8 protein-coding genes and 1 pseudogene are annotated in these 10,061 nt (G+C 38.4%); 7 read left to right on the top strand and 2 right to left on the bottom strand.

Annotated elements, in window-relative coordinates; genetic code table 11:
- Positions 1-480: DUF5780 domain-containing protein (locus tag KMHG_RS19290; RefSeq protein ID WP_010289945.1), on the bottom strand; the 480-nt coding region annotated here is incomplete at its 3' end.
- Between the two features lie 167 nt (positions 481-647).
- On the opposite strand from KMHG_RS19290, the gene KMHG_RS12365 reads away from it, so the two are divergent.
- The 6 genes from KMHG_RS12365 (at position 648) to KMHG_RS12340 (ending at position 9,025) form a co-directional block, all read left to right on the top strand.
- Positions 648-1,463 (top strand): lysozyme inhibitor LprI family protein, encoded by an 816-nt coding sequence (locus KMHG_RS12365; RefSeq protein WP_010289944.1) that lies wholly within the window; start codon positions 648-650, stop codon positions 1,461-1,463.
- Between the two features lie 230 nt (positions 1,464-1,693).
- On the top strand, positions 1,694-3,112 hold the full coding sequence (locus KMHG_RS12360; RefSeq protein ID WP_010289942.1) for an amino acid permease: 1,419 nt from the start codon (positions 1,694-1,696) through the stop codon (positions 3,110-3,112).
- A 229-nt stretch (positions 3,113-3,341) separates the two neighbouring features.
- A complete protein-coding gene (locus KMHG_RS12355) occupies positions 3,342-4,886 on the top strand; it encodes a PucR family transcriptional regulator (protein WP_010289941.1) in 1,545 nt (514 codons plus the stop codon).
- 128 nt (positions 4,887-5,014) lie between these two features.
- A complete protein-coding gene (locus KMHG_RS12350) occupies positions 5,015-6,364 on the top strand; it encodes an aspartate aminotransferase family protein (RefSeq protein WP_010289940.1) in 1,350 nt (449 codons plus the stop codon).
- A gap of 12 nt (positions 6,365-6,376) precedes the next feature.
- The gene (ald, locus tag KMHG_RS12345; RefSeq protein ID WP_010289939.1) at positions 6,377-7,495 is read left to right on the top strand and encodes an alanine dehydrogenase; all 1,119 of its coding nucleotides are present in this window, start codon (positions 6,377-6,379) and stop codon (positions 7,493-7,495) included.
- A gap of 12 nt (positions 7,496-7,507) precedes the next feature.
- Positions 7,508-9,025, top strand: a complete 1,518-nt coding sequence (locus tag KMHG_RS12340; protein ID WP_010289938.1) for a CoA-acylating methylmalonate-semialdehyde dehydrogenase — start codon at positions 7,508-7,510, stop codon at positions 9,023-9,025.
- 52 nt (positions 9,026-9,077) lie between these two features.
- Here the strand turns inward: KMHG_RS12340 and KMHG_RS12335 are convergent, their stop codons facing one another.
- A complete protein-coding gene (locus tag KMHG_RS12335; RefSeq protein ID WP_010289937.1) occupies positions 9,078-9,464 on the bottom strand; it encodes an OsmC family protein in 387 nt (128 codons plus the stop codon).
- Positions 9,465-9,731: 267 nt separating this feature from the next.
- Between KMHG_RS12335 and KMHG_RS17980 the strand changes: the two are divergent.
- Positions 9,732-10,061: pseudogene (locus KMHG_RS17980) on the top strand (hypothetical protein); the annotation flags it as partial.

The following is a 10,061-nucleotide window of genomic DNA, read 5'->3' as shown; positions in this document are numbered from 1 at the left end:
TTCATAACCGCTATCTTCCCCATACGTGTCACCAGGGACTAAATTGATATCTTCTGCGCCTACTCTTGCGATATAACGTCCATCTGAAAAATCAATATTCCCTTTAATTTTAACGGGAAGATTATTTTTATCCCAAGCAGCGTAAGCAATCGTAAAGCTTTTAATATCGACGTCGGTATTGTTTTTAACCGTTGTCGAGATCATATCTGGATACAACGTTTTATAACTTTCATCGTCTGTTTGTGAAATGATATCTACATCTAAAATTTCTAATGGAAAGTCAAGGGCTTTCTTTTTCAAAGCTTTTGCAGAAGGTGTTTTTTCTTTTTTCTCCTCTAATGCAACACTTTCTTCAGTATCATCATTGGCAGCGTTATTGTTCGCACTTTCTGACGCACTACTACACCCGACTGTAAGCGACAAAGCACATGTAGACAAGAGGGTCCAAAAACTAATTTTCTTGAATGAATTATTTTTCATAAAATCACCCCCTTTTTGTAATATTTATCCTTATTATAATATATTTTGGATATAGATTAATAGAACAAATATGCTAGATGTATTAAATGATTACAAAAATAAGGTATTGTGTAAAAGATTGTTCCAATGATACGCTATAACTAATTGAATTAAGGTGGGACAATGTTATGAAAAAACTATCATTTTTGCTGCTAGCAGGTGCATTACTTGCCGGTTGTGGCAATACGACAATTAAACCCGATACAGCAGAAGAAACATCAACTTTCTCAAAAGCGACAGAACAAGGGAAATTAGCACTTGCTGATGCTGATATGGAAAAAGCGCTCGGTTCATTTGAATTAGCATTAGAAGAAGAGCCAGACGATGCGACGACGAAAAAATATGTTCGTCAGTTAGAGAAAGCTGTAAAAGTAAAACAATTATTAAATGATGATGAATACGATAAAGCGATTAAAAAAGCGCAAGAAGTGTTAGCGACAGACGGTTTAGTAAAAGGTGTTGCCACACAAGTCGAGCAGTTAAAAGATAAAGCAGAGGCAGCGCAACAATCTGCATCGTCAAAACAACAAACAACGCAAACTACTACACAAACAGCACCATCGAAAACGAACATGTATGCAACTTACTACAATACGGCGGAATCTATCGCTCGTAATTATGACGCACCCGTTGAAGCGATTGATGGGACACAAATGGATACATACGATCCGATGTTAAACGGCTATAAAGCAAGTCATGCACAATGGGATAAATTATTGAATGATATTTATGGCACGTTAAAAGCACGTTTATCTGCGAGCGACTTTAACGCATTACGTAATGTACAACGTCAGTGGATAAAAGACCGTGATAACAACGTCAGTGATGCCTACAATTATCCAGGGGATTATGCCCCAGAAATTGCGGCGGCGAGTACAGAAGCAAGTTACACACGTGATCGTTGCTATGAATTACTAAATTTATATCAAACGACATTGCAATAGTAAAAGTGCTACGGAAACGTAGCGCTTTTTTTATTGGAATATAATATGTGGATCAATTGTAAAAACCCTTTTTCATTTTCATGTATAAATTATGCTCGTTTACACAACAAAATGGTCGAAACGTATAATGATTCATCGTGTTTATTTGTCATAATGTTAAAAATAATAGTCAGAAAATTATGGTATATTAATAATAGATAAAATATTTCAAACAGAGAGGTAGTGATCGGATGGAACAGCAGCCAAACAAGTTACAACCAGGTTTGAAACAAAGACATATGACAATGATTGCCATTGCGGGGGTTATTGGAGCAGGTTTATTCATGGGAAGTGGTTCAGTTATACATATGGCCGGCCCAGGAGCGATTTTATCTTACGTATTGGCCGGAATTATTGTTATTCTCGTCATGCGTATGCTCGGAGAAATGTCTGCGGTTAATCCAACGAGTGGTTCTTTTGCGCATTATGCACATCAATACATTGGCCCACTAGCAGGATTTATGATTGGATGGCTATATTGGTTTTTCTGGGTTATCGCGATTGCTTTAGAAGCAACTGCTGCCGCTGCCATTATCCAATATTGGTATGACGGAATTCCACTCTGGCTCTTGAGTTTATTGCTAACAGTTGCCCTTACAATGACAAATTTAATTTCAGTAAAAGCATTCGGAGAATTTGAGTATTGGTTCTCATTAATTAAAGTGGCGACAATTATCGTATTTTTAGGATTAGGTGCATTTTTCATTTTCGGTTTAGCACCAAGTTCTCATGGTACAGGTATTACGAATCTTTTTGAATATGGTGGATTTTTACCGAATGGTTTTGGTGCGGTATTAATGGGCGTCGTGACCGTTATTTTCTCATTTATGGGAACAGAAATTGCTGCCATTGCCGCTGGCGAGTCTAAGGATCCATTAAAAGCAGTAACGAAAGCAACGAACTCGATTACGTGGCGTATTTTAATTTTCTACGTCGGTTCGATTACAGTCGTTGTTACGTTATTGCCATGGTCATCTTCAAGTATTTTAACAAGCCCATATGTAGCAGTACTAGAATATGTTAATATTCCAGCAGCAGCTCAAATTATGAACTTTGTTGTGTTAACAGCTGTACTTTCTTGTTTAAATTCAGCATTATACGCAACATCACGTATGGTATTTTCAATGGCTGATAAAGGCGATGCACCTAAGTTTTTCTTAAAATTAAATAAAAAAGGTGCACCTGTGTATGCGATTTTAGCAGCAACATTTTTCTCATATATTGCGGTTGTCATGAACTACGTATCTCCAGATAAAGTGTTTTTATTCTTGTTGAACTCATGTAGTGCTATTACATTAATTTTATACTTTATCATTGCACTATCTCAGTTACGAATGCGCAGACAAATGGAAAAAGAAGCGCCTGAAAAGTTGGTCGTTAAAATGTGGTTATTCCCTTACTTAACATATGCCACAATGCTTGCAGTAATCGCGCTTATGGTTTCAATGTTCTTTATTGATGCATTCCGTTCGCAAATTTTATTTACGTGTGTCATCGTTGCTTGTTTATATATCGCATATATCATTAAACAAAAACGAGCGCTCGCAATTGAAGCAAAAGTACGTTTAGAAGAAAGTATGCGTCGTAAACCAGATACAGATATAGAATGATAAAGGTAAGCTTCCGATAGAGGAAGCTTATTTTTTTAGTTAAATTATTTTACTTTTGTACAAAATGTCTATTATTTTATTAGATATGTTCATCTATTGTATATAAATGAACATATCATTTTTTTGTATTTTACATAATGTCTCTTATATAATATAAATTGTTAGAAAATATATATTTTGTAAAAATATTTATGTTCGATTATGAAAGGGTGTAGAGGGGGTCAATTGTATGAACACATTCGAAATGTCCGTTCAATCTATTTTAGCGCATAAACATTTTCAGCAAGCTGAAGTGTTAGCAGGACATGAAGCGCTGCATCGTCCTTTTAAGTGGATTCATATTTTAGAAACGCTATCGATTGAAACATTGTTAAAAGGACAAGAATTCATTTTAACGACTGGGATTCATATTCGTCAAGAAGCGGATTTTTTATGTTTTATTGATAAATTAGTAGCGTGTGAAGCCGCTGGACTTTGTGTTGAACTTGGGGAGCATATTCAAACGATTCCTACAGCAGTCATTGAACGTGCCAACGAATTAGCATTTCCACTGATGACTTTTTCAGACGTTGTGCCTTTTGTAGAAATTACGCAAGACATTCATCGACAGTTGATTCATCAGCAATATGAATTGTTAGAACGGTTAGAAAGATATGCACAAACGATTCAACAGCTAGCGTTACATATTACGAGTTACGATCAGCTGCTGATGCATTTACAAAAATATTTAAATGTTTACGTTGTCTTGGAATTACAAGGAGAACAACCTGTTTATTTACCGAATATTAAAAAAGAGCAATATGCTACATTAAAACAACAGCAGTCCGATCAATTGTTATCAAAAGACATCATTTTGATGAAGCGCTATTATGGCTCGTTATCGATTTATCATTTAGATCGCCCTCTTACAGAGTTTGACGCCCTCATTTTAGACCGTACTGTCGTTACGCTTTCTAATTATATATTGCGTGATTTGTATATCGATCAACGTCAAGAAAACGAAAATCGCGCGACGTTAACGAGATGGATGCAAGGAGACATGACGCAGCGTGAAGCAACGCAATTTTTACAAGAACATGCACCAAAGACGTTAGATAAACGATGGTGTGCGTTCGTTCAATCGATACAAGTGCAACATAAAAAAGAACAGTTAACGTATCAAAAAATGTTTTTGCGTAATACATTAGAAAAGAATGGCTTTTTTTGTCTCTCATTTGAAGTTGATCAATATCTTATTTTTTTAGTGGCAGATATGTGGCGGACGACCGATATGAAAAAACGGCTTGAAACTGTAGTCGAACAATTACGCCAAACGAAGCCACCATTGGCAGACGATGTAGTGCGTATGACTATTGGTATCGGTCGGATTGTTGAGCATTTTCATCAATTACCAGATAGCTATGTAACGGCACTGAATACGGTCAAAATTCGTAAAGAGACGCCTGACATTTCATATTTTTTTGAAGATATTCCACTACAGCACATGGTGTTAGAGTTACGGAAAAATCCACTATTAATTGATTATGCGGCACAGTTTTTAAAACCATTACTAGACTATGATGCGCTGAACAATAGACAATTAGTTAAAACGTTAAAAGTTTATTTACAGCACAATGGGCAGAAGAAAGAAACGGCGCAAGCATTATTTATCGTGCGTCAAACGTTGTATCATCGCCTCGATAAAATTGAATCATTTTTAGGGAAAGACTATTTTGTCGGTGATAAACGTCTTGCCATCGAACTTATGTTGCAGCTATTAGAAGAGCCTGTCTAAATGAAAGACAGGCTTTTTCATTTGTCTTTTTGTTTAGTAACCAAATAAAACCATTTTACATTATGACTAATGAAACGTTTCAAAAAACATTGCATACTTAGCTTATCAAGTTAAAGGAGGAGAAATGAATGAAACATATGACCGATACAGATTGGCGTACAAAAGATGAACAATATGTATGGCACGCGATGAGCCCTTACAATCCACAAAATACGATGATCGTGGAGCAATCAGATGGCGTCTGGCTTACAGATATTGATGGAAATCGTTATTTAGATGCGATGGCCGGATTATGGTGTGTAAATGTCGGTTATGGTCGTGAAGAAATTGCGAAAGCAGCATACGATCAACTATTGAAAAATAGTTATACACCGCTTTCTATCGGCCATACACCAGCAATTGCACTCAGTGAAAAAATCAATGAATTGCTTGGAGACGACTACGTGATTTTTTATTCGAATAGCGGTTCAGAAGCGAATGAAGTTGCTTTTAAAATTGCCCGCCAATATCATAAGCAAACTGGCCAAGCAGAACGTACGAAAATCATTTCTCGTTATCGTGCTTATCATGGCAATACGGCTGGCTCACTTGCTGCAACTGGCCAAGCACAGCGTAAATTTAAATATGAAGCACTTGCGCCTGGTCATATTCACGTTTCTCCTCCAGATACGTATCGTTATCCTGAAACAGCAGCGCGACCAACAGATTTACCATCTGTACAAGAAGTCGATCGTACGATGAGATGGGAGTTATCAGAAACGATTGCGGCAATCATTATGGAGCCGATTATTACAGGCGGCGGTATTTTGTTCCCCCATGATGATTATTTAAAAGGCATTCGCGAAGTATGTGATAAACATGGCGCATTGCTTATTGTCGATGAAGTCATTAACGGCTTTGGTCGTACAGGTAAACCGTTCGGATTCCAACATTATGATGTGAAACCAGACATTATTACGATGGCAAAAGGGTTAACAAGTGCGTACATGCCGCTTTCTGCAACCGCTGTAAAACGCGATATTTACGAAGCGTTTATGTCATCTGGCGAATATGATTTCTTCCGCCATGTAAATACGTTCGGCGGTTCCCCGGCAGCATGTGCAGTCGCACTAAAAAATATCGACATTATGGAGCGCGAACAGTTATTTAAAAAGTCCGAGGAACTCGGCAGCATTTTGTTAGCAGAACTGACAGAGCGTTTAGGCAATCATTCAAAAGTAGGCGATATTCGAGGAAAAGGTTTATTAATTGGGATTGAGCTTGTAGAAGATAAATCGTCTAAACAACCCGTAGATGTGAGTTATACGAATGCGATTATTGCACATTGTAAACAACAGGGGGTCATTATCGGTAAAAATGGAACGACGACAGCAGGCTTTAACAATGTGCTTACATTGTCGCCACCACTTGTGTTGTCAGTAGAAGAAAAAAATATGATCGTCGAAGCGCTCGTACAAGCGTTTGACGCACATCAATAGGAGGTATACATCATGCGCATTGGTATTCCGAAAGAAGTGAAAGTATTAGAAAATCGAGTTGCGATTACTCCAGCAGGCGTCGTGTCATTTGTAACTGCAGGACATGAAGTCGTAATCGAACGTCAAGCAGGTGTAGGTTCTAGCTTTGAAGATCATTTGTATGAAGCGGCAGGGGCTACAATTGTAGAGACAGCAGCAGAAGCATGGAACGTTGATATGGTATTAAAAGTAAAAGAGCCGATTGCGTCAGAATATCAATACTTTAAACCAGGCCTTGTTTTATTTACGTATTTACATTTAGCGGCTGACCGTGCATTAACAGAAGCACTTATTGCGAACAACGTCACAGCAATTGCGTATGAAACGGTGCAATTGCCAGACCGTTCATTACCACTATTATCACCGATGAGTGAAGTAGCTGGTCGTATGGCAACGCAAATTGGTGCCCAATACTTAGAAAAAATCAATGGTGGTAAAGGCATTTTATTAAGTGGCGTTCCAGGTGTAGAACGAGGTAAAGTAGCCATTATCGGTGGTGGACAAGCAGGAGAAAATGCTGCGAAAATCGCAGTCGGTATGGGTGCCCAAGTGACAATTTTAGATATTAACCCTGCGCGTCTTCGCGAGTTAGACGCGCAATTCGGAACGTCTGTTCAAACGTTAATGTCAAATCCATTTAACATTGCGAAAGCGGTCGCTGAAGCGGATTTAGTCATTGGTGCAGTCCTCATTCCAGGCGCAAAGGCACCGAAGCTCGTATCTGAAGAAATGGTTGAAGCAATGTCACCAGGTTCTGTTATTGTCGATGTCGCGATTGACCAAGGCGGTATTTTTGAAACGACAGATCACGTCACAACGCATGAAAATCCGACATATATCCGTCATAACGTCGTGCACTACGCAGTCGGCAATATGCCAGGCGCTGTGCCACGTACATCGACAATTGCTTTAACGAATAATACGATTCCGTATGCGCTACAATTAGCGAATCTAGGTGTAGCCCAAGCATTAGACCGACATGAGCCGCTTCGTTTAGGCTTAAACGTATACGAAGGAAATATCGTCTACGAACAAGTATCGATTGCACATGATTTACCATATATGCCTTTTAATCTTTCACTAAATGTATAGGGGGAAATAAAGATGACAGAGACAGTTTCAGTAAAATCATTAACGCATTTTATCGGAGGACAAGCAGTAGCCGGGAAGAGTGGCCGTTTTAACGACGTATACAATCCGTCGACAGGAGCAGTGATTGCACAAGTGCCGCTTGCAACGAAGGAAGAAGTACAAACGGCGATTGATGTCGCGAAAGAAGCATTTCCAGTATGGCGAGATACATCTGTTGCGAAACGCGCACAAGTGTTGCTAAAGTTCCGCAACTTACTAACAGAACGTAAAGATGAAATTATCGATATTATTTGTACAGAAAGTGGTAAAACGATTGAAGATGCGAATGGCGAAATTACGCGCGGTATTGAATCTGTCGATTTAGCAATCGGTGCACCGCATCTTGTGAAAGGCGAATATTCGGTGAATGTCGGTGGAGACATTAATGCATACTCTGCCAAATACCCATTAGGTGTCGTTGCTGCCATTTCACCGTTCAACTTCCCAATTATGGTACCTCTTGCACAAACGAGTATGGCTATTGCTGTCGGCAATGCTGTTATTTTAAAAGCATCTGAAAAAGTACCGATGACAGCGCTCTATATTAGTGAGCTATGGAAAGAAGCGGGCTTACCAGACGGTATTTGGACGGTCGTGAATGGGGATAAAGAGGCTGTGAATGAGTTGTTAGAAAACCCAGATGTTCAAGCGTTATCATTTGTTGGTTCGACCCCCGTTGCGAAATATATTTACGAAACAGGTGCGAAATACGGTAAACGTGTAACAGCACTTGGAGGCGGTAAAAACAATATGATCGTCATGCCTGATGCGGATCTTGAACAAGTGGCCAACGCATTTATTGGTGCGGCCTATGGTGCAGCTTCACAACGTTGTATGGCGATTTCTAATTTAGTGGCTGTCGGTGAAGAGACGGCCAATCGTATCGTAGCGATTTTAAAAGAAAAAATTGATGCGTTAAAGGTCGGGTTATATACAGAAACAGATACAGACTTTGGCCCTGTCATTTCGGCGCAATCGAAGCAACAAATTTTACGTGCGATTGAAAAAGGAATTGAAGAAGGCGCGACACTTGTTTGCGACGGTCGAGAAGCAGCAATTGCGAAATCATCAAACGGTTTCTTTATCGGTCCTACACTATTTGACAATGTGAAGCCAGGAACTGAAATTTATGAAAAAGAAGTATTTGGCCCCGTGCGTAACGTTGTTCGTGTTGCTTCATTAGAGGAAGCGATTACGCTTATCAATCAACATGAACTAGCAAATGGCGTAACGATTTTCACAAATGATGGTTATGCATCTCGTAAATTTACGACGGAAATTGATGTCGGTATGGTTGGCGTCAATGTACCGATTCCAATTCCTGTAGGCTATTACAACTTTGCTGGCTTCAAAGGTTCTCGTTTCGGTGAAGGGCATATGTTTGGGCCAGACCAAGCACGTTTCTTCACGAAGACGAAAACAATCTCAGAACGTTGGTTAGCATCAGATCATGAAGCGGGTTCTACATTTGCTTTTCCAAGTAACGACTAATATTAAAAAAGAGCTGACACGAGATGTGTCGGCTCCTTTTTTGTTTCTATTATTATTTTTGTGTCACGTGAATACGAGCATTTGCTTGTAATGTATTACCAATCGTACATGCACGTTCAACAGATACGAGTAATTTTTGAATATAATCTGCTTCTAAATGTTTCGGTAACGTTAAAGTTACATTGAAGTCAGAAAAATGATTTTTACCGTCAGGATCTTTCGTTGCTTCCACTGTTGCTGAAATATCTGCTGCATCGTAAGCAATACCATCACGCGTTAACAATTTTTTCGTTACTAATACGTGGCACAGTGCCAATGATGCTTCTAACAATTCTTTTGGATTTAGGCCATTCCCATTCACAACATTTGACGCAAACGCTTGCTCGCCGATGTCATTATAAATTTTTGTATGTTCTCCGTCAGATTTAATTGTTGTCATGTAAATATCCCCCTATGTATAACCTAGTATTTATATAAGAATAGTCCTGTGATTCACGAAAGTCAATCATCGAATATTGGGGAAAATAAAATTTTATCTGTCATAAATGAAAATGGAGAACTAGGTATCTTTTTATGATTCCAATGAACTGATTAGCGTTATTTCCGTAAAAAAAATTAAAAATGTTTGTGAGTTAGTTCTAAAGGTTCTAAGTTTATAACTATGTTCCTGAAATTATTATGAAATAGATTTTTAGGATTATAACGAATGAAATTAGGTGAAAAAATAAATATAATTTTTATTATTATTTTCTTGATTGGTTCAACAATATTAGGCGTTATATTAAGTGTCGCGATTCAAGGAAGCATTGAAGATTTTGCGACGGATAAAGAAAAAAATGATAGTAATATTGTATACGAATGCATAGATAAAGTTTATCCAGGGCAATGGACGATTAAAAATGATGATTTTTATAAAGTAGATACAAAGATGTTAGTGGACATATTTAGTGAAAAAACGGGCGATGATGTAGCGTTCACGATTGGCGAGGCAGTAGATGCGACGACGTTAACGAATGTTTTACAACATGGCACAGCA

The organism is Kurthia massiliensis (assembly GCF_000285555.1).
In the GTDB taxonomy this organism is placed as follows: Bacteria; Bacillota; Bacilli; order Bacillales_A; family Planococcaceae; genus Kurthia; species Kurthia massiliensis.
The sequence above is the reverse complement of the archived record's forward strand: the minus strand, read 5'-3'. Positions and strand labels throughout refer to the sequence as shown.

Bases quoted from the DNA above. Each gene is read 5' to 3' on its own strand.
- KMHG_RS12365 (WP_010289944.1), top strand. From the start codon at position 648: ATGAAAAAACTATCATTTTTGCTGCTAGCAGGTGCATTACTTGCCGGT.
- KMHG_RS12360 (WP_010289942.1), top strand. From the start codon at position 1,694: ATGGAACAGCAGCCAAACAAGTTACAACCAGGTTTGAAACAAAGACAT.
- KMHG_RS12355 (WP_010289941.1), top strand. From the start codon at position 3,342: ATGAACACATTCGAAATGTCCGTTCAATCTATTTTAGCGCATAAACAT.
- KMHG_RS12350 (WP_010289940.1), top strand. From the start codon at position 5,015: ATGAAACATATGACCGATACAGATTGGCGTACAAAAGATGAACAATAT.
- ald (WP_010289939.1), top strand. From the start codon at position 6,377: ATGCGCATTGGTATTCCGAAAGAAGTGAAAGTATTAGAAAATCGAGTT.
- KMHG_RS12340 (WP_010289938.1), top strand. From the start codon at position 7,508: ATGACAGAGACAGTTTCAGTAAAATCATTAACGCATTTTATCGGAGGA.
- KMHG_RS12335 (WP_010289937.1), bottom strand. From the start codon at position 9,464: ATGACAACAATTAAATCTGACGGAGAACATACAAAAATTTATAATGAC.